Origin of the sequence: Pseudomonas sp. ok266 (assembly GCF_900110195.1) — a bacterium.
GTDB lineage: Bacteria > Pseudomonadota > Gammaproteobacteria > Pseudomonadales > Pseudomonadaceae > Aquipseudomonas > Aquipseudomonas neuropathica.
Window position 1 is genome coordinate 291,561 of record NZ_FOCU01000005.1, and the last position, 26,425, is coordinate 317,985.

At 58.8% G+C, this 26,425-nt stretch carries 27 protein-coding genes and 1 pseudogene; 8 read left to right on the top strand and 20 right to left on the bottom strand.

The window, feature by feature from the left end; all coding sequences use genetic code 11:
• Positions 1 to 30: 30 nt before the first annotated feature.
• Positions 31 to 1,755 carry a MobH family relaxase gene (mobH, locus tag BMY54_RS11320; protein WP_093432192.1) on the bottom strand — a complete coding sequence of 575 codons (1,725 nt, stop codon included), beginning with the start codon at positions 1,753 to 1,755 and terminating at the stop codon, positions 31 to 33.
• A gap of 2,130 nt (positions 1,756 to 3,885) precedes the next feature.
• Between mobH and BMY54_RS31285 the strand changes: the two genes are divergently transcribed.
• Together BMY54_RS31285 and BMY54_RS11330 are read left to right on the top strand one after the other, a co-directional pair.
• Positions 3,886 to 4,533 (top strand): methyl-accepting chemotaxis protein, encoded by a 648-nt coding sequence (locus BMY54_RS31285; protein ID WP_371914437.1) that lies wholly within the window; start codon positions 3,886 to 3,888, stop codon positions 4,531 to 4,533.
• A 222-nt stretch (positions 4,534 to 4,755) separates the two neighbouring features.
• Positions 4,756 to 4,950, top strand: coding sequence for a DUF7740 domain-containing protein (locus BMY54_RS11330; protein ID WP_093432593.1), 195 nt, complete (start codon positions 4,756 to 4,758; stop codon positions 4,948 to 4,950).
• A 122-nt stretch (positions 4,951 to 5,072) separates the two neighbouring features.
• Here BMY54_RS11330 and BMY54_RS11335 read toward each other — a convergent pair whose 3' ends face one another.
• Together BMY54_RS11335 and BMY54_RS11340 are read right to left on the bottom strand one after the other, a co-directional pair.
• Complete coding sequence (locus tag BMY54_RS11335) at positions 5,073 to 6,032, bottom strand: ArdC family protein (RefSeq protein ID WP_093432198.1); 960 nt, start codon at positions 6,030 to 6,032, stop codon at positions 5,073 to 5,075.
• A gap of 136 nt (positions 6,033 to 6,168) precedes the next feature.
• Positions 6,169 to 6,498 carry a hypothetical protein gene (locus BMY54_RS11340; protein ID WP_093432201.1) on the bottom strand — a complete coding sequence of 110 codons (330 nt, stop codon included), beginning with the start codon at positions 6,496 to 6,498 and terminating at the stop codon, positions 6,169 to 6,171.
• A 455-nt stretch (positions 6,499 to 6,953) separates the two neighbouring features.
• Here BMY54_RS11340 and BMY54_RS11345 point away from each other — a divergent pair, with 455 nt between their 5' ends.
• Positions 6,954 to 7,352 carry a DUF3742 family protein gene (locus BMY54_RS11345; RefSeq protein WP_093432204.1) on the top strand — a complete coding sequence of 133 codons (399 nt, stop codon included), beginning with the start codon at positions 6,954 to 6,956 and terminating at the stop codon, positions 7,350 to 7,352.
• Here BMY54_RS11345 and BMY54_RS11350 read toward each other — a convergent pair.
• From BMY54_RS11350 to BMY54_RS11370, 5 genes are all read right to left on the bottom strand, one after another.
• Positions 7,341 to 8,882, bottom strand: coding sequence for a conjugal transfer protein TraG N-terminal domain-containing protein (locus tag BMY54_RS11350; RefSeq protein ID WP_093432207.1), 1,542 nt, complete (start codon positions 8,880 to 8,882; stop codon positions 7,341 to 7,343). The genes BMY54_RS11345 and BMY54_RS11350 overlap by 12 nt on opposite strands.
• Before the next feature lie 10 nt (positions 8,883 to 8,892).
• Positions 8,893 to 9,201 carry a hypothetical protein gene (locus tag BMY54_RS11355; RefSeq protein WP_093432210.1) on the bottom strand — a complete coding sequence of 103 codons (309 nt, stop codon included), beginning with the start codon at positions 9,199 to 9,201 and terminating at the stop codon, positions 8,893 to 8,895.
• A gap of 3 nt (positions 9,202 to 9,204) precedes the next feature.
• On the bottom strand, positions 9,205 to 10,587 hold the full coding sequence (locus BMY54_RS11360) for an integrating conjugative element protein (RefSeq protein ID WP_093432214.1): 1,383 nt from the start codon (positions 10,585 to 10,587) through the stop codon (positions 9,205 to 9,207).
• Entirely contained in the window at positions 10,584 to 11,540 is a 957-nt protein-coding gene (locus tag BMY54_RS11365) for a TIGR03756 family integrating conjugative element protein (RefSeq protein ID WP_093432217.1), read from the bottom strand. The genes BMY54_RS11360 and BMY54_RS11365 overlap by 4 nt, the downstream gene beginning before the upstream one ends.
• A 105-nt stretch (positions 11,541 to 11,645) precedes the next feature.
• Positions 11,646 to 11,900 (bottom strand): helix-turn-helix domain-containing protein, encoded by a 255-nt coding sequence (locus BMY54_RS11370; RefSeq protein WP_093432220.1) that lies wholly within the window; start codon positions 11,898 to 11,900, stop codon positions 11,646 to 11,648.
• 169 nt (positions 11,901 to 12,069) lie between these two features.
• Between BMY54_RS11370 and BMY54_RS11375 the strand changes: the two genes are divergently transcribed.
• The 3 genes from BMY54_RS11375 (at position 12,070) to BMY54_RS11385 (ending at position 13,674) form a co-directional block, all read left to right on the top strand.
• Entirely contained in the window at positions 12,070 to 12,327 is a 258-nt protein-coding gene (locus BMY54_RS11375) for a LasR-specific antiactivator QslA (RefSeq protein WP_093432222.1), read from the top strand.
• Between the two features lie 367 nt (positions 12,328 to 12,694).
• A complete protein-coding gene (locus BMY54_RS11380; RefSeq protein ID WP_093432225.1) occupies positions 12,695 to 12,943 on the top strand; it encodes a hypothetical protein in 249 nt (82 codons plus the stop codon).
• Complete coding sequence (locus BMY54_RS11385; protein WP_093432228.1) at positions 12,940 to 13,674, top strand: ATPase; 735 nt, start codon at positions 12,940 to 12,942, stop codon at positions 13,672 to 13,674. Before BMY54_RS11380 ends, BMY54_RS11385 begins: the two co-directional genes overlap by 4 nt.
• A 38-nt stretch (positions 13,675 to 13,712) precedes the next feature.
• Here the strand turns inward: BMY54_RS11385 and BMY54_RS11390 are convergent, their stop codons facing one another.
• From BMY54_RS11390 to BMY54_RS11430, 9 genes are read right to left on the bottom strand one after another with little or no spacing between them, the layout of a single operon-like run.
• Entirely contained in the window at positions 13,713 to 16,466 is a 2,754-nt protein-coding gene (locus BMY54_RS11390) for a conjugative transfer ATPase (protein ID WP_093432230.1), read from the bottom strand.
• Positions 16,466 to 16,882, bottom strand: a complete 417-nt coding sequence (locus BMY54_RS11395) for a TIGR03751 family conjugal transfer lipoprotein (RefSeq protein WP_093432233.1) — start codon at positions 16,880 to 16,882, stop codon at positions 16,466 to 16,468. The genes BMY54_RS11390 and BMY54_RS11395 overlap by 1 nt, the downstream gene beginning before the upstream one ends.
• The gene (locus BMY54_RS11400; protein ID WP_093432235.1) at positions 16,845 to 18,362 is read right to left on the bottom strand and encodes a TIGR03752 family integrating conjugative element protein; all 1,518 of its coding nucleotides are present in this window, start codon (positions 18,360 to 18,362) and stop codon (positions 16,845 to 16,847) included. The genes BMY54_RS11395 and BMY54_RS11400 overlap by 38 nt, the downstream gene beginning before the upstream one ends.
• Entirely contained in the window at positions 18,352 to 19,164 is an 813-nt protein-coding gene (locus BMY54_RS11405; RefSeq protein ID WP_093432237.1) for a TIGR03749 family integrating conjugative element protein, read from the bottom strand. Before BMY54_RS11405 ends, BMY54_RS11400 begins: the two co-directional genes overlap by 11 nt.
• Positions 19,161 to 19,802: a PFL_4703 family integrating conjugative element protein gene (locus tag BMY54_RS11410; protein ID WP_093432240.1), complete on the bottom strand. Its 642-nt coding sequence runs from the start codon at positions 19,800 to 19,802 to the stop codon at positions 19,161 to 19,163. The genes BMY54_RS11405 and BMY54_RS11410 overlap by 4 nt, the downstream gene beginning before the upstream one ends.
• Positions 19,799 to 20,212 (bottom strand): TIGR03750 family conjugal transfer protein, encoded by a 414-nt coding sequence (locus BMY54_RS11415; RefSeq protein ID WP_093432242.1) that lies wholly within the window; start codon positions 20,210 to 20,212, stop codon positions 19,799 to 19,801. Before BMY54_RS11415 ends, BMY54_RS11410 begins: the two co-directional genes overlap by 4 nt.
• A 7-nt stretch (positions 20,213 to 20,219) precedes the next feature.
• Entirely contained in the window at positions 20,220 to 20,591 is a 372-nt protein-coding gene (locus BMY54_RS11420; protein WP_093432244.1) for a TIGR03745 family integrating conjugative element membrane protein, read from the bottom strand.
• Positions 20,592 to 20,608: 17 nt separating this feature from the next.
• Positions 20,609 to 20,848, bottom strand: coding sequence for a TIGR03758 family integrating conjugative element protein (locus BMY54_RS11425; protein WP_093432246.1), 240 nt, complete (start codon positions 20,846 to 20,848; stop codon positions 20,609 to 20,611).
• Positions 20,845 to 21,177, bottom strand: coding sequence for an integrative conjugative element protein, RAQPRD family (locus BMY54_RS11430; RefSeq protein WP_093432248.1), 333 nt, complete (start codon positions 21,175 to 21,177; stop codon positions 20,845 to 20,847). The genes BMY54_RS11425 and BMY54_RS11430 overlap by 4 nt, the downstream gene beginning before the upstream one ends.
• A gap of 406 nt (positions 21,178 to 21,583) precedes the next feature.
• On the opposite strand from BMY54_RS11430, the pseudogene BMY54_RS30855 reads away from it, so the two are divergent.
• Positions 21,584 to 21,856, top strand: a pseudogene (locus BMY54_RS30855) (integrase); the annotation flags it as partial.
• 92 nt (positions 21,857 to 21,948) lie between these two features.
• On the opposite strand, the gene BMY54_RS11440 reads toward BMY54_RS30855, so the two are convergent.
• The 3 genes from BMY54_RS11440 to BMY54_RS11450 all read right to left on the bottom strand — a co-directional run bounded on the left by BMY54_RS11440 (position 21,949) and on the right by BMY54_RS11450 (position 25,294).
• A complete protein-coding gene (locus BMY54_RS11440) occupies positions 21,949 to 22,986 on the bottom strand; it encodes an ABC transporter substrate-binding protein (protein ID WP_093432251.1) in 1,038 nt (345 codons plus the stop codon).
• Between the two features lie 163 nt (positions 22,987 to 23,149).
• On the bottom strand, positions 23,150 to 24,073 hold the full coding sequence (locus BMY54_RS11445) for a 2-hydroxyacid dehydrogenase (RefSeq protein ID WP_093432253.1): 924 nt from the start codon (positions 24,071 to 24,073) through the stop codon (positions 23,150 to 23,152).
• A 141-nt stretch (positions 24,074 to 24,214) separates the two neighbouring features.
• Positions 24,215 to 25,294, bottom strand: a complete 1,080-nt coding sequence (locus BMY54_RS11450; protein ID WP_093432255.1) for a tartrate dehydrogenase — start codon at positions 25,292 to 25,294, stop codon at positions 24,215 to 24,217.
• Between the two features lie 107 nt (positions 25,295 to 25,401).
• On the opposite strand from BMY54_RS11450, the gene BMY54_RS11455 reads away from it, so the two are divergent.
• Positions 25,402 to 26,313, top strand: a complete 912-nt coding sequence (locus BMY54_RS11455; protein ID WP_093432258.1) for a LysR substrate-binding domain-containing protein — start codon at positions 25,402 to 25,404, stop codon at positions 26,311 to 26,313.
• Positions 26,314 to 26,425 lie beyond the last annotated feature (112 nt).

The window sequence follows — 26,425 nt, forward strand, 5'->3', positions numbered from 1 at the left end:
AGTCGGGCCTGGGCTATCGATGCTAGGTCGCTAGCCATCATCAAACGCGAGGAAAGGGTTGTTTGGTGGTATCGATGGTAAAAGTAACGTCGACTCCCCAATCAGGTACCCCTTCAAAGTCGATTTCTTCCTGGGCCCTTGCACGTTGCATACCCAGATGTTTAAGCCGTTGTCACGCTTCTTGTGGATCTTCAGTTTTTCGAACTGCTTCTGCACCCAACGCCATTCTTCACCTTGGGAGTCTGCCCCCATTGATATGCCCGGAAACTCCTGGACATAACGTTGGAAAAGCCCCGGTGTTACTAGAAACAAAGTTCCGCTCACCGTGTGGATTTTAGCCTTGCTGTCATTGATGATCAGCTTGTGATTCTGGATGCCTTCTCTGACCCAATTTAGGAATGCCTGGCCAGGGTCATCCGATGGGAGGGGGGAGGTTTCGGGCGGGCTTTCTGACGGCGAGTCACTGGCCTCTGGCCCTTCCAACTCGAACATATCGAGCAGAGTTCCGAGGTAGTCGGTATCTTCCATCGCCATGGGATCTCTCGGCGAAGAGCTCTGACGCGATCCTGTACTGACAATCTCGGGCGCAGGTGGTGATGCCAAAGCGTCATTCGAGTGGTCATCAGCTATAACGCCCACCGTTCCGCTGAAGGCCTCAGGCCGAATTTCGCTCCCCCAAATCAACGCCGGTTGAAGGCGCAGAAAGGTAAATCTCTGCTGCCAGTTTCCCTGTGCCACGAGCGCAGTCCAGATAGCTTTGCCTTCTGGAGTCGACTCGACCAGCCCATGCGACTGCAGTTCGTCGAACACGGCAATGTTGGACGTGGGGATGCCCTCAATCGACTGCGATAGCAGATAGGCGCGCAGCTTGTCGGTGACGGTTTTGCTGACCAGCCACAGGGCGTCTTCAGTCAACCAACCCGCGGCACCTGGCTGGTTGAGTTTCAGCTCGTGTTGAACCAGGTGACGCAGTCCGCTGATCAAGTGATGTTGCAGCGAATGGATCGGCGCTTGCAGCGCCTTGTTCGGGTTGCCACCGATGTTCTGTGCGGTGGAGACGCGGTCGGCCTGCATCACCAACTGACCGAGCACGCCAGCACGTTCGTACTGACCTGCCAGGACGTACAGCAGACTGGCCCACAGTGGCGGAAATCCACTGAGCCAATCGAGGATTGGGCGGTCGAGAATTTGGGTGTAGAGCAAGCCTGCGGCGGCGCCGTGCAGGTGGTAGTCGCGACCCTTGAGGTAGCGGAAACGGTAGGGCTGATCCAGTGGCCCCTGCCAGGGGTGCCAAGGGCTGCCGTCCTGGCGTTCGACCAGCAGGTCCACGGCGATCTTGCCGATGTCATGCAGCAGGGCGCCATAGGCGATGCCGGCGGACCAGGCATCGGTCTGGACGGCTTGGTCTTCGGGCGCGGCGCCGGTGGGAAGCAGATAGGATTGGCGCAGTTTCAAACTGCAGGCGACCAGCTCCAGTCCATGGTCGAGCATGCCACCAAGATAAGCATGGTGGTGCGTCTCGCTGGCCGGGAGTTGCTGGACCTGTTCGGCGTAGCGATGGATCGGATTTAAGTAGAGCTGGGTGAATTGGACGTGGGAGAGGGCGGTGTATTGCCAGATGCGATCGAGCAACTGACGGCGGTGTTCCGCCGCTAACAAGCTGGGGGCTGACTCGATGGGCAGGTAGCCTTCGGCGACGCTCACGGTCGGCGGCGGAGAGGGCTTCTGCCTTTTGTGGCGAAACAGACTGAGCATTGTGATCTCCGGGAAGTGGCTGGGTCAGTGGCCTTTTAGCCTTTTCGGATAGGGCTCTTACCCTTGAGTCCCCATTCCCTTCCAACCCTTACCCGTCCTTTTGGCTCGTGTCCCTTTGTGCGGCAATCGGAATACCGATTTTCTCCAAGTACCGTTTTGCAGCGGAGCTTGGAGGGAGCCGGTAGATGCTGTGTCATGATTTCGCTGATCAGGGGGCAGGCAATGATCCAGTGTCATCCGCCGACTAAGAGTGATCGGCGAGGTGGTACCGGTTCCCAGCAGTGGGGCGGTCAAATCAACGATCTGATCGAAACCGGAAGCAGTGACCCAATCGCGCTATCAGCGTATTGGGTAGCCGTATTCGGCCCTGTTAGTGAGCGTGTATCGCAACGTGCACTTTTTTGAAACACGAATGTTCCGATCGGATAGTTCGCTCAATAACCTTCTGCCGCTCTGAGCTCCTACCTAGCGCCGACAACCTTCAGCTTGGGAAGATCCTGCGCAATCCAACTCTGAGTCTAAGTTCTTAAGCATCGGCGATGGATAGCAAGCTTTCGAATTGGCGTGGTAATTGCCTGCAAGTTTGGCACTCATATGTCGTACTTGGGGAAGTGAATGTCGCTATCAAGCAATTCTATGCAGTTATCCTCCGCCGAAAAGCGCTGGTTACCTTGGTTTGGCAAGACCGGAAAACTGGCGATGAGCTGGTCCTGCCGACTCAATCGGTCTGCCTACCCGGTGATTGAGCAAACATTCGAGGCTATTGCCGAAACCCGGGTCAAATTGTTGCACAACTGGACTCGAGAGCAGTGGGAACACTTGGCCGAGTTGGCCGTGACCCTTAACCGCGACTTCTCCCATCTCGACAATTATCCGCTGCTGGACAAGCTCGGCCAGGCCGAGGACTTTTCCGAACTCTTTGTCGTCGATACAGCTGGCGCAGTCATCGCCTCGACCTGGAGTGGCCATGGCAAAAGCAATCCCTGCAACGCCAAAGCACTGGCCGAAGGGTTGAAAGCTCCGTTTCTCCACGGGCCCTACAGTGACCCTCTGACCTTGCAGCTTGGTCCCTCGTCATCGCGCTTTCACGATGAGGTCACGCTGATGTTCTACCAGCCCCTGAAGGCTGATGGAAAAGTACTTGGCTGTCTCTGCGGCCGCGTGCCGAATGATGTCTTGGGTGACCTGATCCAGCGTGAGGCCGGGCATATTTTTGCCGAGTCGGGGGATAACTACCTCTTCATGGTTCAGTCTCGCTTCGATCCGGCGATCCAACCTGGTGTCGCACTGTCCCGCTCACGCTTCGAGGACGGTACGTTCACCCACGGTGAGAACCTCAAGAGCGGCGTACGTACCCCATGGAAGAGTGTGCAGATACAGCGCCACACCGAACTGGAGCTGCGCTTTACTGACCCGGCGACCCAACAACTGCACCCCGGTGTACGAGAAACCATTCGCACCGGCTCCAATCTGTTCGTCACCTATCCCGGCTACTCGGACTACCGACACATTCCGGTCGTCGGCAAGGGCGTTACTTTCCAACTGCCCGGTTCGCCTGACCGCTGGGGTATGATGTGCGAAGCCGATCTGGAGGAAGTCTATCGACGGCGCTCGCTGAGTTACGGGTTGATGAAACCTTACCTGGCAACAATGGCTGGCTTGTTCGCCTGCAATTTCCTGGTCCAGCACTACAGTGGTCTGGAGCAGAGTCTTATTGATGCTTGCGAGATTTTGAGCCTGCTGACGGCTGCGGTCCTGTTCAGCACTTTTGGCCCGAAGCGGTTGGCTGCGCGTCTAAACGAAATGACCGGTGTGATCAGGACCATCGCTGAAGGCGAGGGCAATCTGCGGCAGCGCCTTGATACCTCGCGAATGGCCAACGATGAGACCGGAGATATGGGCCGTTGGATCAACAGTTTTATCGACCATCTGGATGCGGTCGTCGGACAGGTGATCAAGGCCAGCCACAGCGTCGGAAAGACCAATCAGCTCATGCTCGGACGCAGCCAGGAAGCCAGCCTCACCTCCGATGAAGTCGCGGATGCGGTGCATCGCATGATGATCATTGTTGAAGAGCAACTGGGCGAGATCCAACAAGCCTCGGCCAGTGCCGAACAGATGAAGCAAGCGATGGACGAAGTGGTCTGCCGAGCCCGCGAGCAGTTCCTCGCAGTGCAGGTAGGTACTCAGTCAATTCGCGATGTCGTGGAGCGCTCTTCTTCGAGCGTGCAGTTGCTTGACAGCCGGATGGCACAAATCGGCAATATCACTGGCCTGATCAGTGACATCACCAATCAAACCAACCTGCTGGCGCTCAACGCTGCCATTGAGGCCGCCCGCGCGGGCGAACATGGTCGTGGTTTTGCGGTGGTAGCTGATGAAGTCCGAACCCTGGCTTCGCGTACATCCCGCGCTGCGGATGACATCCGGCAGATGGTCGAAGGTCTGCAAAGCGAAACGCAAAAAGCCGTGGGTTTTATGGAAAACGGCGTCAAGGATGTCGACAGCAGCCTGCGCCTGGCTGAAGAGGCATCCTCAGAAAATGTGCAGCTGCATCAGGCAGTGGAAAGTATGTTTAGCATCATCCAGCAACTCAATGAACGCAGCCTCGACTATGGCAAAACGATCAAACAGGTCGACCAGTCGTCCGCAGAGATGCGCCAGACGGTTATCGTGTTGCAGGCCAGTGCTGAAACGGTAAGGCTCGACGCCAACAAGTTGCAAAAACTGGTGGGGCTGTTCGAGGTGAGTAACAACTCCCGGCAAAGTGCTGCTTGAGGCTTTGCCGCATACTTCAGAGTAGGGCAGATCGTGAAGAGTACGGGGTAGATCCGGGCCACCATCGAAGCGCTGGCTCATGTCTTTTGGTGAGGACTCCAGCTAATAAAAGACTGAAATATTGCTCACTCTCTTGCTGTGCGGTGAGTACATCGATGATCTAGTTGGTGTTGGGTAAGGAGAACTCGGTACACTGCGGTGCAAATTTTTGTGAGTCCTATCATGACCCTCACTGACGCCACGCTAGTGCTGCTGCTTGCGGCACGCATCCATGGGACAGACGAAGCCGTCAGGGCCTCGGCGAAGAGCGTGGTTAAGAAGTTGCCGCGCAGTAAACGCGATCTGATCTACAAGGTGATCGACAGCCGAAGCCCGCTCGAGTTGGTGGACTTTCTGGCGCAGAACTTGGATACGTAACGACAAGCTGCGGGGGCTCTCTTGTCTTGCGTGAGGGCCCGCGGCGTAATGCTTCTGGAAACAGAAAAAAGGGCTCAACTCGCGTTGGGCCCTGTGAAGCGTTTGCAGTGGTGAGGTAATAATTAAGCTCCATCGTTCATGCATAGTGAGTTATCCAAGACCGCTTGCTTCAGTTGCTGCTCCAGGTTGAATACATACTCCGAGGCGCTTCGGGCGTGACCACTGGCGCGGAAGATCGCGTGTTTGTCAGCCTTGAGCAGGCGGAGCCAGGAGTCGATGTAGCCCTCGTGCCTCAGCTCTCCCTGTATACCGGCGTAGGCACATAAAAACGCCGCGCCCATTTCGGCGATCAACTCCTCAAACGCGTAGCCTGGCGAGCCGAACGGACAGGATGACGTCACGCCTTCGCGCTGCAACCGAGAGTGATGCCCGGTCCAGTGCGTCAGCTCGTGCAGTGCGGTGGCGTAGTACCCACCTTCATTGTGAAATTGCGCTTTTGTCGGCAGTTGGATGAGATCCCTGATCGGATGGTAGAAGGCTTCGTCTGCAGATCGATGAACGATGTGTGCACCCGAACTTAACAGCAGATTTTCCGCAGCGCTGTTGGGCTGGAAGGGATCAGTCGGTTCCGTCTCGAGCAGGGTTTCATCGAAAGTGTCGAGCCCTTCTGTTTGCTCGATGTTGAACAGAAAATGCGTCCTGAGAATGCCAAAGTGAGCGACCTTGGGCTGACCATGTTCATCAAGTACGGGGTGGCCTGACTCGGTCTGTTCCTCGCGCTCCATCGGCTTGTAGAGCACCGCCAGGGTGCTGTGCTCACCCTTACGGATGTGCCCACCGGCCTTTTTGGCTTGGTTGAAGGTCAGCCAACGATCTTGAGTGAATCCCTGCAAACTGGCCTCGGCCCAGAGCAACGGTAAATTGATGCCCGAGTAGGGACGACGCGTGATGGCGTTGATGGGGTAGGGTTGATGCCCGATGTCAGCTGAGCCACTTGAGGACCAGGGTTTGATCCAGGGAGCTGCGCCTTGGGCCAAAGCGGCAACGATTTTGTCAGTCACGTCTTGGTAGATATCGCGCATGGCATTTTCCTCGAGAGAAAACGGAGGAACGCCTTGCCCGTCGGGGAGGGTTCCCCGGTGGGTGATCGGTTGGATTGATGCAGGTCTTGCATGCCGTCTGAGTGTGGATCTGGGGGCCGAGTACTGCCCTATGTGTTTAGTGTTGGTGTTCTCCTGCAAGCGCTATCAGCAAGGCGTCAGGCTGACCCGGTTCTTGGAGTAGGCTGAGACTCAATTGCAGTAACGAGTCGTGGTCTAAGTGATCGGTTGGTTGAATGTGGACTACCTCGAACAGCACATAGGGCTCGTGTGGATAGGTCAGGTGAGCCTCGAAGGCTGCGCGCAATACGTGGCTCAGCCGGTCGACCTGCAGCTTTTCAGGATGACCTGAGTGCTCGAGCAGTACTGCGCGTTGCCAAGCGCCAGGAGTAAATACAATAGGCAACCGAAGGGTGTTCAGTGCTTCCGGTGTAAGTGAGTCGGACATGGTGTGCCTCCGTTGAAAGCGCGAAGAAACCTGTCCCGTGCAGGAAAGAGTTTCCCCGCGGTGGGTTGAAGAAAAACAAAAAGGTTTGCCTGGGAGCAGAGCTCGAAAGGCGCTCAGGTGAGCAGTAGGCGTTCATCACCGTAGAAACGGTCATCGTGCGAGCTACCGAACGCTAATCGCACTTGGGGAGAACCATCACCGAGGTGACATAGTCTTGTAGGTCCTGACTATCTGGGCAGGGTGCTGTCGGTAACAGCGATCCGTACCTAGTATTTAGCTGGACGATTTATATGGGTCAATCACAGCAGAGAAGCTGTTTTGCGGGGCTTGTCTTCTGCCTTCCAATGAAGATTTTTCGGCTGGGCAAACTGATAAACGGTCAGGCACGGACAGTTTTCAGTAGTAGGCTGTTACTCCTGTCTCAACCATGAAAACGCTCAGAAGAGGGTGAGGCCATGCCGACTCAGAACCGTGTTCAGGTTTCCCGCGCCCACCGCTGGGCATATACCTGTGGCATGTCGATAAAGCGCGGGTATCGCAAGGTGAAAGCGTTTGAGTGCCGCGTGGCTGAGCGTGCGGTGTCAGCAGGTATGCCTGCAGATACATTACTTGTTCGTGGAAGCTTTCTGATTGCCAAACTGGCATTGATCGGAGGATTGCTCTTTGTCAGTGCTTGGCTGGTTACTTTCATTGTGATGATGCTGGCTGTCATTACTTTGCTATGGTTCAGGGCTTTTATTGGTGCGGATCAACAAGAGAAAAATCCAGGGCCAGACTATCTAGGTGCTGACCTCTATATCGGTGACTTCGACGACAACGGGCATTATGTAGGCGACAGCAAGTCATCTAATTGAGCGCTTAGCAGCACCCAATATTTGATCCGTACCTTTGCTCGCTGAGTCACTTGCTGCTTTGCTACCGTTCGCCAACATGCCTTGAATCCCGTTGCCGACTGAATATCCTGCCCAGCTCATGGCCCCTAGAAACAGCATCGGTAGTACGATGAACATCGCCCCCATCACATACTCGATCACCTGTGCCGTGACGGTCCCATCCATGAAGCCTGATGTGGGGAGCGATAACAGCACTTGATTGGAAGTCGAAACTTGGTTGTACAAGGTGTCGAGCATGCTGGAGTCGATCCAGCGTGCTAACTCCCACCAGAAGCTCAACATGTGCAGCGTGAACAGCGCGAACGTCACCGTCATGACGGTCTTCAACTGGTAGGTACTGACCAGCAAGATCAGCGGCAAGCTGATGACGATGCCCATGATCAGGAAAGCCTGCACCATCGGCAGGGTGGCTCGTAGCGCATTCATTGCCGGGAAGTTGCTGAAGGAGCCGAGTGCCAATCCGGTATTGGTGGCGAGGTTATTGAGCCCCTGATTGATCGATCCGCCGCGGGCGCTGGAGCCATAGTCTTGGTACACCTGTCCGGGCGACATGGACATCGATTGCTGGCGCGGGCTGACCAGCTCACGCAGGGTGGCATCCTCGATCTCGTTGCTCGAACGACCAGTTAACCAACCTTTCAGCTGAGTCAGCAGCGAGGGATCGACCTGCTGGATCAAGCGCTCGCGCAAGCCAACACCGCTATCACTCCACCACTGCTTGCAGGTGGGGTAGCCCGCGCCATTCTCCAGCCGCGGTAAGGAAACATCGCGGTTGTCGTCATACGGCCAGCTGACTCGCGGAGTGCGTGAACGATCCGTGTCGTAGTAGCCGGGCGTGTCGAGAAAATAGCTTGAACCGATCCACGCTGCGTCGTGACTTTGTGCCTTGTCCAACTGCGGGCGGTTGGTGAACAGCCGGGAGCGAGAATAGCCATAACAGTCGCGAGTGAAATCGGCGACTTCCTGCAGCAGGACCTGACTGTCGATGCGTGAACTGTCGATCTCCATGCGCATCTGGCGGATATCCGGCGCGCAAGGAATGGAGGCGGTGGCCGCCGCGGTCACACCTTTGCTCAAGGCATGCACCAGAAACCACCAGATCGGTACGTTGGCGGAGCGTTCGCCGATAGTATTGAAGGTCGTCCCCCAGGCGGTTTCCGCCGGTTGGGCCACACTCACGCCGCAGCGCTGGCTCGCCACATCATCGAACGTCATTGACGAGAGGCTCAACGGAAAGACCGGCGCGCAGCCAAACAACACGACGATGTAGGCCAGCCACAACCGGTTCTCGATCCGCGGTACCGAGAGCAGCCCCTTGTTGCCTTCATCTGCGCCTTGCTGGCGGGCCGATAGCCATTCTTGCAGGATGATTGCACCAAAGGGCGCGGCGAACAGCCCGGTGTCGGACAGGACGCTCCAGAGGCCGTTGTTGATGATCCAGGCCAGGAGAGAGAGGTAAAACTCCAGGTAGCTGTTGGTGCTCATGAGCATGGTGGTGACCTCACAGTCGGGTGAGTTCGACGCAGGTAAAGAGTACGAGCCCTAATGCTCCGATGCGTTTCACGCGCAGTCGATCCTGTGGTCGGTGGCGGTAGCGCCGAAGCAGATCCCACCAGAGCGCAAAGAGGGCGGCGTAGAGCAGGGCGCGCCACCACCGCAGATAGGGCCGTACGGATTCGAATGCCTGCTGCCAGGCCTCGAAACTACCCAGCGCAGTTCGGCCGATCCATGTAACTAATGCGGCGCTCAGGATCATCACCGAGGCAATCCCCAGACTCGCAAGCAAAGTGAATAGCGGTGAGCGTTTCATGGCTCACTTGCGCCTGGCGTCAGCATCATTGAGTCGACCGGGCTCGGGGTCGCCTTGCTCGACGGTACGCGAAGCATCGGCACCACCGGCATGCCGGTCGAGCACTAGGCTGGCGGTATTGGTGGTCAGCATCTGCCGTATCTGCAGCTCGGTTTGCAGCAGGCGAATTTCTCGCTCCAGGGTGTCGATGTTTTTCGTCAAGGCGGTCTGCGCTGGTTCGGCGGAGGCGATGTTCGGTTCGTGACTGCCCGCCAGTAGCGTGCGCAGTAGCAGCAGTGCCTTATCGAGTACGCTGGACAGGGCCGTCTCGCTGGCTAGGCGTCGCGCCAGCAGATCCTGGTCGGGATCGTCGCGCAAGGCTTCGATCACGCCACGGGTCACCGGCAGCATTGGGCTCGAGGCTTTAGCCAGATTGTCAGGGGTAGGTGACAGTGAGCCGGACAGCAGCCCTTGCAGGGCCTTGAGACGTTCGCTGTAGGCCGCCTGAATCAGCGGCGTCAATCCGCTGCCAGCGGTAGCTCGAAGGGTTTCGCAGCTGTCGCAGGTCGCGACCTCGCTCTCGCCCAGCACGCGAACGGCCCATTCGGATTCCTCCTGGGGCGAAGTCCAGGCCTGGCAAATAGCCCCACCCAGGCAATCACTGCTGCTGATCGAGGCAGTATCATCCACCGACCGGTTATGCAGCAGGTTATAGCCCGCGCGCACCACGTCGGCGGTCACTCGAATGGGTGTCTGCCCATTGCCTCCTGCCTTCGAACCGCCGACCCAGGACACTCCATTGTTGCCGTTACGGGTCTCGGTGTTTTTCACCGCCGCCACCGCATCACCGCCGGTCTGCTCCAGATTGCCCTGCATTTCTTGGTTCTTGGCCAGCTCGCCCCAACCGGCTTGACCGACCTTGTCCGCCATCTTTTCGGCCATGGCCTGGCAGGTCAGCTTGGAGCGGTCGAAGTCGATGCGCCCCTGCATCACCCCGTTACTGAGCAACTCATAGAGGCCTGGGTTGGCGCGCTGGATGATCAACGCCGGCAGCGACATCACCGCTTGGGTCGCGTTCTGCACGATGCTGCCCATGATCTGCTGGAAACCTTCGGTGACGCCGTTCAGTTGGTTTTGTAGGGTGTTGGTGAGGCTCATGTTTCCGCACATCATGTTCGCTCGCCATGACCCGCCGACACCGAGACCACTGGGTCGGTAGAGCGAACTCGGTGAGCCGACTGCCGAGCCGCCACCAATGGTGTACATCACTCGGTCATCGAGCACTTCGCCTTGAGTGCCCAGGCGGTAATCGCCTTCGGCGGCGTGGGCATGCGTGGCCATGGCGAGCAGTCCACAGAGCAACAGACTTATCATGCCCAACCAGGATCGTACGAGAAACCGACTCATGAAGCACCTCCTTCGAAGTCGATGCTGAACAGGAAGGTCTGCCCCTCACGCTTGCAGCAGCTATAGGGGCGCCACAACGACCAGGCGTAGCCGCCATCCGTGCTCTGGACCGGATCGCTGGGGAAGATGGCGCACGTGGGCTGAACCTGGGGGTAGAGCAACTGCCATTTGTGGGTTGAGGCGTCGTTTTCGACGATCGGGCCAGGCGGCCAGTAGCCGTCGCGTGGTATGGGTGTGAGCGGTACATACACATGCGGCTGCCAGCTGCGGGTCATCACATCGCCGGCCCGTTGCGCCATGACTGCGGCGGCTTTGAAGTCGTCGGGCTGCACCAGAAAGCCCTGACGGGGATAAACGTTGCCCCACATGTTTCCCGAGGCCTGACGACCAATTTCACGGGTCCCCGGCACGAGCGACTCGGGGTAGAAACTTTCCGGGATGCCATGGCGCCAGGCCAGTGAGTCCAGGGTACTCAGGTAGTAAGGCATGAATGCAGTTGCACCGCTGGCGCAGGCATAGCCGGATTGCGAAGCCAGTTGCGTTGCGATCCAGCCACCGGGGTGGCCGATACCATCGACGTTCTTAAAGCGGGGCAGGTTGTCGCGGTGGGTGTTCGGGGTGATCAGGTTGCCGCCACCTTCCGCACCGCTGATGGGCGAGGAGAGGGTGGCCATCTCGGTCCAAGGGTTATTGCCGGTGGTGGCGTAGCTCGAGACCACCAGTTCAGGAATGAAATGACGAACCTTGGTCGAGGTTTTGACTGTGCAGCCGAAGGGTGTGCAGAGCAGCCAGAAACAAATACCGACGACCCTGTATTCGAGACAGCTTGGCGAAAGCACGGAGGACGTGATGCTGCCGGTTTCCAGCGCCACGCTTGGGCCGCACGCCAGCAGGATACTCAGCGCCAAGGGCCGTAGCTTTGTGGGCGGGATTGACGAGCAGGCAACAGGCATTTTCCAGGCTCTCAGTGTATGGCCTGGGCAGGTTCGCTTAGGAACTGAAGACTGTCAGTGGAAATTATGAAGGCGGATGTATCGGGTTTGTGAGACGTGAGACTATTATTTGACGTGAAGGGAGCTGCGCAGGATATCGGGTTCCACAAGTAACTGATCTGCGGTAATTTCGAAAATATTGGCGAGCTTGCACAGGACCAACAGCGACGGATTGCCCGTGCATCGTTCGATTTGACTGACGTAGGTGCGATCCACCTCGGCCATGAGCGCGAGCTGCTCTTGGGTAAGGTTTTTCACGCGTCGCATCCAGCGGATGTTTTCCGCCAGCTGCAGACGAAGCTGTTCGTAGTCTTGAGTCATGCGCGCAAATTGCGCCTTGAGGGACTCTCAATCCACGGGATATAGTCTACATTGGTATTGATCTACGCCATTTGAGGCTTATGCCTGTTATCAAGCGTTCATTTGGTGTCGTTAAGATTTCGAGGCTGGGTCCAGCGTCTAACAATAAAATCAGAAATCTAGGGTGTGTATGGACGAAAACTACATTTCAATTCCTGCGGCGGATGGTTGCCCAAGTCTTCAGACACCTTGGGGCAACGAGTTTGCGTCGATGATCGAACGTGGCGTCCAATGTGCTCAGGCTTGGCTTGATACGCCCGGCGAGATTCCACTGTGGTGGGAACTGGCGCAAACCCGCAAGACCTTTCCTGTCGGTGACTGCCAAGATGCCTTCGAGGCCGGTTTTCTGTTGAGGATTCAGCAACGGCTTCGGAGCGCGTCACAGTAATCCTGTTGGTCATAGGCGATTGCATCGTCTTGATCGCCCGTTTGCACTCAATCTGGCCACAACGGCGCAGACCAACCGATTGCAGTTTAAGAGCGGTAGTCGCTTATTACGTTTTTGTCCACGGCTGAAACACTTGGTAGGAGATAGCGCTTCCCTTATTTGGGTGCGGCACCAAGGGCGGCACTTGCTTCAAATGTCGCCGGTCATGCATTGAGCGTGAAAATCTCTTGAAAGGTATGGTTCCAGACGCCATTCCTCTAGAATGGGGGCTGACAGAGGTAGCTTTCGTCCTGTTACAAACAGGTTTACGTAGCTAAGATTCTGATTAAGTGCAGATTCTGCACGCTCTGAGAACGTGGAGCGCGATATGAAAGCCAAACGAGTGTTGAGTGACGATCTGGTGAGCCGACTGGAGGATAAGATCCCGGTCATGGCTGAAGGCGCCATCAATACCGCCTATATCAACGCCCTGGCTGCCGGCCGCAGTGTGATGGAAGTCATGAACGGCATGCTTGTTGAAACGACTGCTGACGGTAAGCACAAAGTCATTCGGGTGGCCAAGCCCAAGCACAAAGTGACGCAGGGTGGCGTAATCAAGGTGCGCCGCTGCTCATGACTGTCCCTCGGTTGAGGGTCTTTGCTGGACCCAACGGCTCCGGTAAGAGCACGATGAAAAGTGCCATCCCTTCCCACCTGATCGGTATCTACATTAACCCGGATGAAATCGAGAAGGCTGCCAAAGAGAGCGGTCGTCTGGAGTTCAGTGATTTTCAACTGGTGGCTGAGTGTGATGAGGTCCTCGCTTTCATTAGGGCGCATCGGCTGGTCAGGTCCGCCGGGCTCGATGAGGAGGCGGCCAAAATAGGCTTTAGCAGCAACGGCCTGAATTTCCAGACGGTAGCGATGAACTCTTATTTTGCCTCCGTGCTCTCTGACTTCATTCGGAACAAGCTCCTCGAAGTCCAGCTGTCTTTCACCTTCGAAACGGTGATGTCTAGCGACGACAAAATCGCTTTTATGCTCAAAGCAAGAGAGTGGGGATACCGAACCTACCTCTACTTTGTGGCAACTGAAGACCCTGATATCAATATCAACAGGGTCAGGAACCGTGTCGCGGCAGGTGGGCACCCAGTTCCCACAGAAAAAATTGTCCAGCGCTATGGCCGTTGCCTGAGCCTGCTACCTGCGGCTATTGCAGCTTCGAACCGGGCCTACATCTTCGATAACTCCGGTGCCGACCTGGTGCTGCTTGCCGAAGTTACGGATGGGACTGACCTTGAATTCAAGGTTGATGAGGTCCCTGACTGGTTCATGGATGCCTACGTTGAAAAGGTGTCCAACGGCTAGCTGCCGGATTGACCAAAGCCCGGGGCGCCGCACCTCCCTTATATTGGCTCTATTCCTCGCGCTCTATTAATCCGTTCAGCTACCCGGTAAGCCGCTTCCAACTCTGAGCAGCCGTTCTCCTGCATCAGTGTCCAGCGCTCGGCTTTTTCCTCGGGCTCCGTCATGGCCAGGGCGAGATAGAGGCTGGGCGGTACGGCTCGAAACAGTGTTTCGAGCTTTTTCGATAGCACCACTCCTTCGGTGTATTTGCCCGGCTCTTTGCTGGCGGAGAGCAACAAGGCTTTCTGCGCCGGTGAAAGCTTCTTGAAGCGAGCGATTTCTTCAATCTCCGCCGGTGGCATATTCAAACAAATCCACCATTCGATCATGTTGAGCATGGTCTGCGCAGCAGTGGGGAAGTCAGCAAGGTTTTGCGTCGCCATCCAGAACCAAGCGCCGAGCTTGCGCCACATCTTCGTCCCCTTGACCACGAATGGCGCCAGCAGCGGGTTTTTGGTGATGATATGGCCCTCGTCGGTGACCATGATGATCGGTCGGCCCAGGTACTGGTCGCGTTCGGCAAGGTTGTTCACGGTGTTCATCAGGCTGATGTAGCTGATGGACATCTGTGCCTCATAGCCTTCGCGAGCGTAAGTGGCGAGATCGACAATGGTCACATCGCTCTCGGGCCAAGGCGTGCCCTCGCGATCAAAAAGTTCGCCCTCGAAACCCTGGCAAAACAGGTCGATGGACTCGCCCATTTCCTGGGCACGCTCACGACGCTTCTCCGGCAAGTGCGGGTCAGCGGCGACGCGCAGCAAGGCGTTGCGCACGTCGTGGGTCAGTACCTGACGACCCGACGCGACACAGGTCTGTGCCGCATTCAGAATGCACTCGCGAATCAGGCTGCGATCCGCTCGGCTCAGGCGGGCTTCTTCCTTGGCCTCGCCGCCGGTGATCATCAGCCGAGCGGTGATTTCCAATTCGCCAAGAACATCGCGCTGGTCTTCGCGACTGGTTACCACCTCATCGTCCCACTCGTCGATCGACAGACTCGCCACCTGATCCGGCTGCTCGACCAGGCGCCAAGCATCGACAAAGGGCGCGAGACTGACCGAGGCGCCAGGTTTCAATTGGACCTTGTTGACCGACAAGCCCTGTGTCGCGAAGTAGTCGCCCTGCAAACCGAATGAGTTGCCGGCCTCGACGATAAACAGGCGAGGGCGGTACACCGCCATGACCTGCATCAGTAGGGTGACCAGGGTGGCCGACTTACCGGCGCCGGTGGGGCCGAACAACAGCAGATGACCGTTCATGGCCCGGTCCAGGCGTGACAACGGATCAAAACTCAACGGCGAGCCACCACGATTGAACAGGGTGATGCCCGGGTGGCCGGTGCCGGTGCTGCGGCCCCACACCGGAACCAGGTTCGCCAGGTGCTGGGCGAACATCAGGCGGGTGTACCAGTTACGCGTGTCGCGGGCCGGGTTGTAAGCCATCGGCAACCAACGCAGGTAGCTGTTGCAGGCGGCGACTTCATCGCCTTCGCGTACCGGTTGTAGCCCCGCACCCAGCAGCGTGTTGGCAAGGCTGACCGAGCGCTGGTGCAATTGCTGTTCATCGTGACCGCGCACGTAGAACGCCAGTGTGCCGCGGTACAGCTTGTGCTGGCGACCGATGATCGCACGAGCCTCTTCAACATCTTGGCGGGTCTGGGTCGAGGCCAGGTTTTCACCGATGGCTTTGCGCGCCAGGCGGTTCAGTTGGTCCTCGAGCACGTCCTGCGGTTTCACCACCAAGGTCAGACTCATCACCGTGCCTTCGGGTAGCTGGTCGAACAGGGCATTCACTGCGTCGCCCTTGCGGGTTTCTCCGGTGAGTTGACCAATCGACGGTGCCCGTCGCAGTTTGTCCACCACCATCACCCGGTGGGGCTGATCATCGAAAAACCAGAGCCCGTGCTGCACATCCGAACGCGGTTCGTTGAAGAACAGTCGCTCGGCAAAGTCGTGGTCGAAGGGCAGTGCCAGCGACTCACCGTCGCCCGACTCCGGATAGGCCACGCGGCGGTAGAACTCCTCGGGCGCCTCATCGGTGAGCCTGGGTGCCGGATTGAACCAGGGCAATAACCAGGCATACAGACCTCGGCCATCGACTCGCGTCGATTGCACCCCGCAAGCCTGCAACGAAGCACGGATACGTTCGCAAGCCTGATGCAGGGATTGCACCGGGTTGAGTCCCGTCTCCTCAGCGTTAGACTCAAGCCAGCGATAGACCACCAGGCGCACCCGGCGGTTGTTTCCGCGCCACGGCAGGCGCGTCACCACTCTATCCTCAAACAGACCACCGGGCTTGGTGATGGCCTTCAGATGACGGCGGCTGAGCTCCAAATATGCCTGGGTGAAGACCGTGCCTCGCGCGCTGTCCCGGATATAGTCGGTGAGTCGGGTGAGATAGGGGGTGAAATCGTTGTCGTCCTGGCAGAAAAACTGCGCCACCCAAGGCGCTTGATCCAACTCGTCAAAGCTATCCTGCAGGGCATCCTCGAGGGCATCGCGGGCCGCCCTCAACCAATCGGGTTCGCGCCCTTCGGTGCCGATGGGCAGTAACTCGAACACCGCACCCACCGAGCGATTGTCATCCAGTAGAAAACACTGCTCGGTGTCGAGGTATTCGACCCAAGGCAGATGATCGGTGAAGCTGGGATTGTGCGCATACAGTGCGGTTTCATCGGCCAAGGTCGCGCGCGGGCGCGACGGGTTGCGCCAAGCTTTCCACGCGGGAGTGCGGTTGCCCGAGTCGCCGCTACGCACTACAAGTCTTCCTGACGTTCACCCGGCAATGCGTACTGCACACGTTGGTAAAACGGAAAGACTGTCGAGTAACCCGGGACTGGTGCCTGCTCGGTACCACTCAAATGCGGATACACGTACAGCACTAGATCGGGATTGGGCAAGCGAGGGAACAGATTGCGGATCTCGTTCGTTGCTGTGCGAGTGTACGGTTCCTGGAGAGCAACGGAGAAATCTGCTTGAGCCAACGGGCGGCGTAACTGCTGCCGAGCATCCAGCAGTTGCTGCTGAGTGCCTTGCGAACCGGCGCCGTTCCAGATGTCCAGCATGGTTTGCTCGCCATGGGGCAGCAGCGTGTCCTTGTCGGTGGAACACCCCGCCAGAACCCAGCAGAGCACGCTAATCCAGGTCAGGCAGAGAGGCATGGTCTTTTTCATGGCGAACGCTCCGGCCCTTGGGCTCGTAGTCGATGGTGATCTCATGGTCGAGGTGCAGCGCGACCTGTGCGGCCGGTGGCACGTACACGGCAGCAAAGGCCTCGCCATAGAGCTTGTTGACCCACTCGCGGATATCGCTGACCCCACCACTGAGAATTGAATTCAGCGCGCTGTTGCCCGTGCTGTTGGTGACCCCGAAGGCACTGCCGCCCGAACTGATCACGCTGTTGTTGTTCTGCTCATCCCCGAGCAAGGCGGCGACACCCGCACCGGCCGCAGTGATCAGACTCTGGCTGCCGAGGTACTGCTGGGCGTTCGAGCGGCGCTCGCCGGCGATGCACGGGATGCCATACGGGTCGGACAGGTAACCGAGTCCGCCACGGATCTTGTCGGTGTTCGAGCTCTGGGTGGTGGAGGCAGTGCGGCTGGCTACCGCCTTCGGCTGAGGCACCGTGCGGATGGTGCCATCGGTAAACACAAAGGTGATTGACTCGACCTGTCCGCGTACGCAGGACAGGGTCCAGTCCCCGGACGCCGTGCCACTCATCACGGCACCTGCGACGTCCGGCAGGTCGATGCCGTTGGCAGTCAGATTCTCCGGACCGACCAGCACCTTGAAGGGATAGGGATCATTCACTGTGCCATCCACCGGGACTCGGCCGATCAGCGCGGTCATGGCGACCGAGCCCATCAATGTCGCGTTTTCGGGAATGGTGTAGATCGGCTTCGCGCCTTCGGTACGATCAGCGGATCGCGTCAGGTCACGTTCACCCTGGGTGGCTGCACGTAGCTGTTTCTGGCTGCGATCAATGGCGTTATCTTTCAAGCCTTCCAGTGAGTTGAAGGCAGTCGGCAGACTCAGTGCGGAGGAGGTCGTGGTTTTGCCTCGGGCATCGGTGGGCGGAGCATCCGAGGGCTCAATCCACTGCATCGCATCATTGGCAGAATGCTGCCCGTCGAACTGAGCACCGTCGCCCGGCTCAAGCCCCAATCCGATTGGCATATCCTTGCCTTTGCTGGTCAGCCCCGACAACTGGTCCTGCAATTGCGTCAGCAGACCGCGAGCCTGACGACTGTCTTGTTCTGCTTTGAGTCGGGCCTCGTTGGCTTGGCGGCGTCCTTCGTCGACCTGCTGGGTTACGCTGCCAAGTGCCGTCTGGATACGCGAATCGACGCTGTTTTCCCGCTCGCGCAGGCGGTTGTTCTCCGTCTGCAGTGAATCGTTGTGTTTCTTCAAACCGAGCATGTCGCTGCGCATGGCCTTCACCTGGCCGACCAGGGTGGCGACCGTGTCACGCGGGGTATCGCCCGCAATGCCGAGCGACTTGGCTTGCTCGGTGGATAACTGAAGATTGCCCTGATCAGCCGGGTTCTCTGGAGATGGTGTGCTGCCGCCCGCGACCCAGCTTTTCAGGATGATCAACACCACGGCCAGCAGCGCAGCCGGTACTAGCCATTTGAGCAATGCGTTAGCCTTCATCGTCAGCACCTCGCGCAACGGGCGGAAGCAACACGGCGTGTTCGAGGCCGGCACCGCGGGTGACGAGGTAGGCAATCGTGGTGTCTTCAGCGCTGCCGACAGGCCCGAGGAAAGCATGCTGGAAGGCCGCGGCGAACAGCTTGGCCTGAAGCCAGCGCGGATCGAGTTGCACCGTCGCTGAACCACGGTTGCGTAACTTCACCGCCGTCACCCAGTAATCACCGAGTCGCCAGGCGGCGATAGGCGTACTGGACACGTTTTCGGTGGGCAGCAGGGTCGGCAGTTCGGTGCGCAGCTTGAGCGGGACGCGGCGTACACCGGGCAGGGACTCCACGGTGCGCAGAGGCGCGTACAGGCTTTGCGCGGCGTAGCGCGTCAAAGCGACCGGGGTCGGTGTACGTTCTGGAACAGAGGCGGTGCTGGACTCAGCCTCGGGAGCTTGCACCTGAGCATTCTTGAGAATACGCACGGGCTCCAGCGGTTGATCGCCAGGAGTGGCCGCGATATCCAGGAGGATGATCTCGCCCGTCGTGACCGATTGCAGTTGCAGTCGGGTCGGGGCAATGGCTTCCGACGCGCGCAGGTACAGCGTGCCACCGGTTGATTGCACGCGCAGCTTGCCCGTCAGGGTTGAGGGCACGCCGACTCGAACAGCCTCATCGACAAAGACCACCCGCTCCTGATTGATCACCAGTGGGACCGCGAGGGGGAGGCGTTCCCAGTGCATCAGTTCGACGGCCTGCGTTGCAGCTCCCGATAGCATCAGTGCGACGGTGAGTCCCAGGGTAGAAATCCGCTTCATGGCTCACCTCCAGGCAGGGCGATTTTTTGCGGAGTGCCCTGATAACAATCCAGTGCCAGCCCCCACTTATTGCGTTCGGGGTCCAGATCAAAACGCACCACGCGCAATGGATAACGCACCACCACCCGTTTCACCGGTTCGGCGGCGTAATACTCATCGGCGTTGAGGTCGAGCTTGACCAGCCAGCTGTCGCGGTCGAGTTGCTTGACCCTGAGTTCCGGATCTTCGCTGTATCCTCGCCCCAGAATTTCGTAGACGCCACGCACCCGCTGGCGCAGTTCGCCGGCGGCCTTGCGGTACTCGTAGTCGCCATCGAGGAAGGCCTTGCAGGCGGGTGTCAGGTACGACTGCAAGCCATAGATGGCGCGGCGATAGTCCTGCTCGCCATCCGAGGGCCAGCGGTTGAGCTGACCGAAGATGTACAGGGCAAAGGCATAGACATTCTCTGAGGGGATATCCCACCACTTGCGCGTGCTGCCCGAGCGCAGATCCGGTGGGACATGCACGGTCAGATCGGTCGGTGTCGAGCGCCAGCCATACCAGAGTCCGGCACAGACCAGGGCGAGGATCATTACCGCCAGACGGAGGCTGAAGATATGGGCCTGTTGCGCATCTACCTTGTTCCGAAAGCGGCTCATGGCTGCCACCGGGATAGGGCGGGGCGCAGTCGACGAGAACGGCGAACCGTCCAGGCGCCGGAGTGGAGGATCAAACTGCCGCGACCCAGGTGACAACGGCTGGCCAGGACCCATTCGAGCTTGCGGTACAACCAGGTCTCGGGGCGCGCCCGTTTGGCCCGACGCAGTAGCGTGCCACCGGCAAATAACACCAGCGCCATGCCCGCGATCATGCCGGTTGGCGCCACGGCAATGGAGGCAGTGGCGATCGCCAGAGGAACACCCAGCAGCAGGCCAATGACGGCGCCGGTGCCGAGCGCTACCCACATCTCATCATTGGTCAAACCGCGCAATACGGCAGGATCTCGATTGAGTCGTTCCGGCAGAAAGACCAAGGTGCCGTCGGCAAGGAGTTCGATGGTGTCGTTCATGCCAACCTCACAGAATCGCGGCGGCCTTGGTCAGGAACCAGATGATGATCACCACCAACAGGGCTCCTATACCGACCACCGCGCCGAGGTCTTTCCAAGTTTTGCGCTGGTTCTGCACGTCGGCATACACCGTCAGCGAATGCCAAGCCACGCCGAGAAAAGCGAGCAGAGCGATCAGCAGACCGAGCAGGATGCCGCCGTCGTAGGCGTAGTTTTTGATCGTCTCGATCAACCCGGAGCCTTCGCCGCGCGAAGGGGCTTCCATAGTGGGGAGCTCGGCAAAAGCCAGGCTTGGACCGAGTACCAACAGCAGGCCGATCAAGCGCTGGCTTGCACGATCACGCAGGTTGTTTTTCAGGGGGACAAGGCACTCGAACATGACGGCGATCTCCTGGATTAGGAAAGGGTGAAGAACATCAAAACCAACAAGGTGAGCAGCACGCGCGCGGCGCTGCCGCCAAACGCACCGAAGCGCACACTGCCTGTCGCCCATCCCCGGTAAGCCGTCCACATCACCCAGGCACACCACAGCAAAGCCAGGACGAGAACCAGGGAAAGCCAGAGCGTCGAACTGCTCTGTGCCGAGAAGCCGGAGGCGTTGTGGAAAGCTGAGCTCTGAGCTTCAGTCATGCTCATGGCGAAGACTCCGGGGACGGAGTGTCGAGGCGGTAATCACCGAGCAGTTCACCGGGATCGCGGGGTTGAGCGCGGGAGGGGGAGAGATAGCCCTGAACGCTTTGACGAATGCGCTGGATGTCCCGGATTAAGCGGGTGTAGTCGAATCGATATCGGTCGTCGGGTTCAGTCGTGCTGGCTGTCTTAGCTCGCGTTGCAAGGCGCTCTATAGTGTCGAGTTGCTGCTGGACTAGGCTGAGTTGTTCGCGCTCATGACCAGATGCGGCATAGCTGCTGCCATCGACGATAGCCAGCGAGAGTAGTAAGCAGCGAAAGACGGTAGTTGGCATGATGCTGGCCCATATGGATCTGGGAGCAGAATCAAGTTAGAGGTCGAATTATTCCGTAAGAAATCTGAGGTCTGATGAATCGCTTTTTTTTGTTCTTCATTGAGCTCCAGGAAACACAGAAACAAGAACGCCGATTTGATTGATGATGTTTATACGAGCTAGCACATCCAACAAACCGGCGTTCTTATGCGCGATGTTAATACTTATCTTCCTTTTTGGGAGGGCTTTTCTGTTGTCACGATCAAGCCTGATGGTGACGCGCTACAGATCGATCTGACTCCCCATTCCACCTGATTCCCGTTCTGTGGTGGGTACAGAAAGCCTTGGTCAAACCACCCATGAGTATTACGAGCGAGTCGTTCGTGATTTGCCCATTCTCGGTCGTGCGGTGCGCCTCAGCGTATTGCTCAGGCGTATTGATTTCGAACTATGGACTGGGGGGCGTTTGAAATTCAGCCCCCTGCATCATCTTGCGACGCCCCCATCCGTGGCGTTCAACTCCGGTGTCAATCCTCGTGTCATTGACGATTCAAGCTCGCTAAAGCTTATTCGGGTGAGTCTGCACCTAGAGCGCAAGGATTTACTGTCGGAGATTCACTACCCACTGACGATGGTTCAGGCAATCGCCGTTGTGTGGATGCATACAGGATTGCGTAGTAACGAGATTATGCGACTTGCGTGAGGCGACATTATTCGGTGGTTGTGGCAGGCCTGAGGCGGGCACTGAGGATAGGGCCATCCTCAGTGCCCGCCCGCTTCTATTGCCGGAAGTTACTTGCTCGACCAAGCGATAAAACGTTGCTCCAGGCTCTCGCCGTGCTCGGTCCAGAAGTCCACGTCCATCTGCAAGGCGTTCTGCATGTTCTGCGGCGCAGTCGGCAGGTCGGCGGCCAGTTCCGGGCTCAGCAGGCTGATGGTGCCTTTGTTCGACGGGCCGTACGCCATGTGCTCGGTGTAGATTTTCTGCTGCGCCGGCTGCATGGCGAACTTGATGAACTTGTAGGCCTCGTCCAGGTTCGGCGTGCCCTTGGGAATGGCCCACTCATCGAACTGGTAGAGGTTGCCGTCCCAGACGATTTTCAGCGGTGCGCCGGATTGCTTGGCGGCATAGATCCGGCCGTTGTAGGCCGAGCTCATGACTACGTCGCCGGAGATCAGGTATTGCGGCGGCTGGGCGCCGGCTTCCCACCACTGGATGTAGGGCTTGAGTTCGTCGAGCTTGGCGAAGGCGCGGCTCACGCCGGTGTCGGTGGACAGTTCCTTGTACACGTCCTTGGGCGCCACGCCGTCGGCCATCAGGGCGAATTCCAGGGCGCCGCGGGCGGATTTGCGCAGGCTGCGCTTGCCGGGGAATTTCTTCACGTCCCAGAAATCTTTCCAGCCCTGGGGCGCGGTCTTGAGCTTCTCGGTGTTGTAGGCCAGGACGTTGGACCAGACGAAAATCCCCACGCCGCAGGTCTGCACGGTGCCGTCGATAAAGTCTTCCACCGGCCCGATGCGGCTCATGTCGATCTTCTCGAACAGGCCATCGTCGCAACCACGGCTGAGGTCGTTGTCTTCGATGTCGAGCACGTCCCAGTTGACGCTCTTGGTGTCGACCATGGCCTTGACCTTGGCCATCTCACCGTTCCATTCGCCGGCGATGATCTTGGTCCCGGTGGCTTTTTCGAAGGGTTTGTAGAAGCCCGCCACTTGGGCGTCCTTGCTCGCGCCGCCGTAGGAAATCACGGTCAGGTCCTTGGCCATGGCCTGGCCCACGGCCAGGCTCAGGCAACCGCTGAGCAGCACAAACTTCAGTGTTTTCGACATGGTGAAACTCCCAAAAAAAGTAGTACCGCAATGGAGTGCTAAGGGCAGTGTCAGCTCGGCGGGGCGGGAACGAATCAGCGCCGCGCCGGTTGCTCTACCGGACATTCGAAGTTCCGGGCTGATTTGTTGTTATGCAGAGCGTCAGGGTCGGGATGGTCCCTCTTCAGTAGCCTTGGTGTTTTTCGATGACGCCGGACATGGCCTGGCCCCGTTGGTGGCGGCGCAGGTTGTCCAGCAATGGAGCGAACGCAGATTCGGGCAGGGTCACTGCGCCGATGTGCGGGGTCAGCCAGATGTTCGGGTGTTGCCAGAATGGGTGCTGCTCATGGGCCGGTTCTTCTTGCACCACATCGACAATCGCGTGGCTCAGTTGCCCGCTGTCCAGGGCCTGCAGCAGATCCTGCTCCACCAGGTGCGCGCCACGCCCCAGGTTGATCAGGCTCGCGCCCCGGGACAGCGCGCCCAGGGTGCGGGCGTTGAGCAGGCCACGGGTGTGTTCGGTCAGGGGCAGCAGGCAGAGCAGGGTGTCGCACTGGCTGAGGAAGGCCGGCAACTGCTCGGCACCGGCAAAACACTCGACGCCGTCCAGTTGTTGCGGCGAACGCGACCAGCCCCGCAGGTTGAAGCCGAACGGCCGCAGGTGTAGTAGCACCGCCTTGCCCAGCATACCCAGGCCCATCACCCCCACGCGGCGTTGTCGGGCCGGCACCCAGGGCTGTTCCTGCCACTGCCCCTGGCGCTGCTGGTGCAGGTACAACGGCAGTTGCCGATGCAGGCTGAGCACCGCCATGCAGGCGTATTCGACAATCCCCTGGACAATGCCCGGGTCTTGCATGCGCACCACCGGCACCTGCTCGGGCAACTGCCGCAGGTCGAACTGATCGACCCCCGCCGAGGTGGCGAACACCACTTCGAGGTTGGGGAAGTCCCGCAGGTTTTCCGGCGGCTGCCAGGCCATCAAATAACGGATGTCCGCGGGGTTGCCGACGTCCGGCCAGAGCCTGACTTCGATGTCCGGGGCGTGCTCGGCGAACAACGCCTGCCACTGATGGCCACGCTCGGAATCGGCTTTGTAGAGAAGGACCATGAGAGGCTCCGCCTGAAGGACTGTGCTCAGCCTATCCCAGCGCCGGCAGTAGATTCTTTTGAATCGCTGCGCGGCGACGGCAGCTTTTGAATTTTATTCCACTGGCCGCAGCAGCCGCCCGAATGGGCGGCCACCCGGGGCTCAGCAGAGGGCGGCGATGGCCTTGCCCAAGGCTTCGGTGGTGCCTTTGCCACCGATGTCGGCGGTCAGCGGCGCCACGTCCGGACCTTGTTCGAGCACGGCTTCGATGGCCTTGACCACGGCGGCGCCGGCTTCGGGGTGGCCCAGGTGTTCGAGCATCATCGCCCCACACCAGATCTGCCCGATGGGGTTGGCGATGCCTTTGCCGGCAATGTCCGGGGCCGAACCGTGCACCGGTTCGAACAGGCTGGGGAAGTTGCGCTCCGGGTTGATGTTGGCCGAAGGAGCGATGCCGATGGTGCCGGTGCAGGCCGGACCGAGGTCGGAAAGGATGTCGCCGAACAGGTTGCTGGCCACCACCACGTCGAACCAGTCCGGGTGCAGGACGAAGTTCGCGGTGAGGATATCGATGTGGTACTTGTCCACCTTGACCTCGGGGTAGCGCTTGCCCATCTCCACCACGCGCTCATCCCAGTAAGGCATGGTGATCGCGATGCCGTTGGACTTGGTGGCCGAGGTCAGGTGCTTCTTCGGACGGCTCTGGGCCAGGTCGTAGGCGAACTTGAGAATACGGTCGACACCGACCCGGGTCATCACGGTTTCCTGTAGCACGATCTCGCGCTCGGTGCCGGGGAACATCTTGCCGCCGACACTGGAATACTCGCCTTCGGTGTTCTCGCGCACCACCCAGAAATCGATGTCGCCGGGCTTACGGTTGGCCAGCGGTGCCTTGACCCCGGGCATCAGCCGGCAGGGGCGCAGGTTGACGTACTGGTCGAATTCGCGGCGGAACTGCAACAGCGAATCCCACAGCGAGATGTGGTCCGGCACCACGTCGGGCCAGCCCACCGCGCCGAAGTAGATGGCGTCGTACCCCTTGAGAATTTCGAACCAGTCGTCGGGTATCATCTTGCCGTGGGCCAGGTAGTAATCGGCACTGGCGAAGTCGAACCAGTCCCACTGCAGTTCCAGGTCGTGGCGGCGGGCCACCGCATCGAGTACACGCACGCCTTCGGGCATCACTTCCTTGCCGATGCCGTCACCGGGGATCACGGCGATTTTGTAGCTGGACTTGCTCATGGTTCGACTCCAGGGATTGTTGGGTAGCGGCACTGAGTGTATGTATGAACGCGGAATAAATAATTAGCCTGAAACGAAAGCCATTCTTAGATTTTTGGAAAGAATTTATGAGCACCATCGACGACTTGAGTTTCTTCCAACAGGTGGCCAGCCGCGCCAGCCTCACTGAAGTGGCGCGCCACCTGGGCCTGTCGCTGCCGGCGGTAAGCAAGCGCCTGAGCCAGTTGGAACAGCGCCTGGGGGTGCAGTTGCTGCAACGCACCACGCGCAAGCTGGCCCTGACCCCGGAGGGTGCGCTGTACCTGGAAGGCGGTCGGCCGATCCTGCGGCAACTGGAGGAGTTGGAGAGCGCCCTGAACCAGCGCCAGCCGACCTTGCACGGGCGGCTGCGGATCAATGGCACCCTGGGTTTTGGTCGCCGCCACCTGGCGCCCATCGTCTCCAGCTTCGCCCGCTTGCACCCGCAACTGGAGATTTCCCTGGAGCTGAGCAGCCAGCCCCTGGCCCTGCTGGACGACCAGTTCGACATTGCGGTGTGCATGGGCGAACCGCCGGATTCTCGCTTGATCAGCGTGCGCCTGCTGGAAAATCCGCGGCTATTATGTGCAGCACCTGGATACCTTGAAAACATGCCTGAGCCCAAAGTGGTAGCCGACCTGGCCCAGCACAACTGCATCGTGCTGCGGCAGTTTTCCGGGGATTACGCGATCTGGCGCTTCCACAAGGACGGCCGCGAGTACGCCCATAAAGTCAGCGGCACCCTGTCCAGCAATGACGGTGAAGTGGCCTTGAGCCTGGCCCTGGAGGGGCACGGGCTGATTCTGCGATCCCGCTGGGATGTCCAGCAATACTTGGAGGATGGGCGTCTGCGCGCGTTATTGCTGGATCACCAGGCACCGCGGGCGGACATCTTCGCGGTGTACCAGCACCGCCGTCATATTCCCCAGCGCATCTCGGTGTTCAGCCAGTACCTGGCCCAGCAGCTGGCAAAACGCCTGCCCTATGCGGTGCATCCATGACCGATCAAGGCAGTGGGTGTTTATACATAACCTGAAGCTATGCTTGTCCTGACTATTGGTGAGTTGTCCGGCACGGCGCACTCTTGTAACGTCGGTTGGGCCCGCTCGGTAA

What these genes read in the sequence shown, in the direction of transcription:
- mobH (WP_093432192.1), bottom strand. Translation starts at nt 1,755, where the DNA reads ATGCTCAGTCTGTTTCGCCACAAAAGGCAGAAGCCCTCTCCGCCGCCG.
- BMY54_RS31285 (WP_371914437.1), top strand. Translation starts at nt 3,886, where the DNA reads ATGGACGAAGTGGTCTGCCGAGCCCGCGAGCAGTTCCTCGCAGTGCAG.
- BMY54_RS11330 (WP_093432593.1), top strand. Translation starts at nt 4,756, where the DNA reads ATGACCCTCACTGACGCCACGCTAGTGCTGCTGCTTGCGGCACGCATC.
- BMY54_RS11335 (WP_093432198.1), bottom strand. Translation starts at nt 6,032, where the DNA reads ATGCGCGATATCTACCAAGACGTGACTGACAAAATCGTTGCCGCTTTG.
- BMY54_RS11340 (WP_093432201.1), bottom strand. Translation starts at nt 6,498, where the DNA reads ATGTCCGACTCACTTACACCGGAAGCACTGAACACCCTTCGGTTGCCT.
- BMY54_RS11345 (WP_093432204.1), top strand. Translation starts at nt 6,954, where the DNA reads ATGCCGACTCAGAACCGTGTTCAGGTTTCCCGCGCCCACCGCTGGGCA.
- BMY54_RS11350 (WP_093432207.1), bottom strand. Translation starts at nt 8,882, where the DNA reads ATGCTCATGAGCACCAACAGCTACCTGGAGTTTTACCTCTCTCTCCTG.
- BMY54_RS11355 (WP_093432210.1), bottom strand. Translation starts at nt 9,201, where the DNA reads ATGAAACGCTCACCGCTATTCACTTTGCTTGCGAGTCTGGGGATTGCC.
- BMY54_RS11360 (WP_093432214.1), bottom strand. Translation starts at nt 10,587, where the DNA reads ATGAGTCGGTTTCTCGTACGATCCTGGTTGGGCATGATAAGTCTGTTG.
- BMY54_RS11365 (WP_093432217.1), bottom strand. Translation starts at nt 11,540, where the DNA reads ATGCCTGTTGCCTGCTCGTCAATCCCGCCCACAAAGCTACGGCCCTTG.
- BMY54_RS11370 (WP_093432220.1), bottom strand. Translation starts at nt 11,900, where the DNA reads ATGACTCAAGACTACGAACAGCTTCGTCTGCAGCTGGCGGAAAACATC.
- BMY54_RS11375 (WP_093432222.1), top strand. Translation starts at nt 12,070, where the DNA reads ATGGACGAAAACTACATTTCAATTCCTGCGGCGGATGGTTGCCCAAGT.
- BMY54_RS11380 (WP_093432225.1), top strand. Translation starts at nt 12,695, where the DNA reads ATGAAAGCCAAACGAGTGTTGAGTGACGATCTGGTGAGCCGACTGGAG.
- BMY54_RS11385 (WP_093432228.1), top strand. Translation starts at nt 12,940, where the DNA reads ATGACTGTCCCTCGGTTGAGGGTCTTTGCTGGACCCAACGGCTCCGGT.
- BMY54_RS11395 (WP_093432233.1), bottom strand. Translation starts at nt 16,882, where the DNA reads ATGAAAAAGACCATGCCTCTCTGCCTGACCTGGATTAGCGTGCTCTGC.
- BMY54_RS11400 (WP_093432235.1), bottom strand. Translation starts at nt 18,362, where the DNA reads ATGAAGGCTAACGCATTGCTCAAATGGCTAGTACCGGCTGCGCTGCTG.
- BMY54_RS11405 (WP_093432237.1), bottom strand. Translation starts at nt 19,164, where the DNA reads ATGAAGCGGATTTCTACCCTGGGACTCACCGTCGCACTGATGCTATCG.
- BMY54_RS11410 (WP_093432240.1), bottom strand. Translation starts at nt 19,802, where the DNA reads ATGAGCCGCTTTCGGAACAAGGTAGATGCGCAACAGGCCCATATCTTC.
- BMY54_RS11415 (WP_093432242.1), bottom strand. Translation starts at nt 20,212, where the DNA reads ATGAACGACACCATCGAACTCCTTGCCGACGGCACCTTGGTCTTTCTG.
- BMY54_RS11420 (WP_093432244.1), bottom strand. Translation starts at nt 20,591, where the DNA reads ATGTTCGAGTGCCTTGTCCCCCTGAAAAACAACCTGCGTGATCGTGCA.
- BMY54_RS11425 (WP_093432246.1), bottom strand. Translation starts at nt 20,848, where the DNA reads ATGAGCATGACTGAAGCTCAGAGCTCAGCTTTCCACAACGCCTCCGGC.
- BMY54_RS11430 (WP_093432248.1), bottom strand. Translation starts at nt 21,177, where the DNA reads ATGCCAACTACCGTCTTTCGCTGCTTACTACTCTCGCTGGCTATCGTC.
- BMY54_RS11440 (WP_093432251.1), bottom strand. Translation starts at nt 22,986, where the DNA reads ATGTCGAAAACACTGAAGTTTGTGCTGCTCAGCGGTTGCCTGAGCCTG.
- BMY54_RS11445 (WP_093432253.1), bottom strand. Translation starts at nt 24,073, where the DNA reads ATGGTCCTTCTCTACAAAGCCGATTCCGAGCGTGGCCATCAGTGGCAG.
- BMY54_RS11450 (WP_093432255.1), bottom strand. Translation starts at nt 25,294, where the DNA reads ATGAGCAAGTCCAGCTACAAAATCGCCGTGATCCCCGGTGACGGCATC.
- BMY54_RS11455 (WP_093432258.1), top strand. Translation starts at nt 25,402, where the DNA reads ATGAGCACCATCGACGACTTGAGTTTCTTCCAACAGGTGGCCAGCCGC.